We start from the raw sequence: 549 nt of genomic DNA, 5'->3' as shown, positions 1-549 counted from the left end.
CGCCGGATCCGCGCGCGGGCGCGCAGCAAATCCTCCTCGGCTTCCGTGAAGGCCAGGGACAGGCCCGGGGTGGCCAGCGCGCCGACATCCGCCCCCAGCCAGTCCCGGCTGGCCAGCCACATTTCGCGGCCGCGCATGGCATGGGGGATCAGTTGCGCGCGTGTCATATGCAGGGTCAGCGTGCCGGCATTGACGCCGGACGCGGCCCGGAACAGGTCCTGCCGGTCCAGAAGGGCGACGCGCATGCCCCCGCGCGCCAGGAACAGCGCCGTGGTCGCCCCCATGACGCCGCCGCCGATGACCGCGACGTCCACGGAGCCGTCGGGCCAGTCCTGAAGCGCGGTCACAGCGGGGCAGCCTTCGGCAGCGGTATGTCCGAATAGGCGAACGTGCCGGTCAGCGCCGCGAGGGGCAGGGGAAAGAAGGGCATCCGGGGCGTAAAGCTGCCGGCCTCTTCGGGCGGCAGGCCGCACGACGCGGCCAGCAGGCCACGCGCGCCGTCCTCGCACATGCGGCCCTGGCACGGGCCCATGCCGCAGCGGGTCCAGG

Annotated in this window: 1 protein-coding gene and 1 pseudogene; both read right to left on the bottom strand. The window is 73.6% G+C overall.

The window, feature by feature from the left end; all coding sequences use genetic code 11:
* Window positions 1-347 (bottom strand): NAD(P)/FAD-dependent oxidoreductase (locus HUK84_RS22445; protein WP_176642075.1); only part of this gene is annotated, 347 nt, incomplete at its 3' end.
* Window positions 344-549 (bottom strand): annotated as a pseudogene (locus HUK84_RS22440) (NAD(P)/FAD-dependent oxidoreductase); the annotation flags it as partial. The pseudogene HUK84_RS22440 and the gene HUK84_RS22445, both read right to left, overlap by 4 nt.

Source organism: Nguyenibacter vanlangensis, assembly GCF_013376155.1.
In the GTDB taxonomy this organism is placed as follows: Bacteria; Pseudomonadota; Alphaproteobacteria; order Acetobacterales; family Acetobacteraceae; genus Gluconacetobacter; species Gluconacetobacter vanlangensis.
Note: the sequence above shows the minus strand (reverse complement) of the source record. Positions and strands in the feature narration are given on the sequence as shown.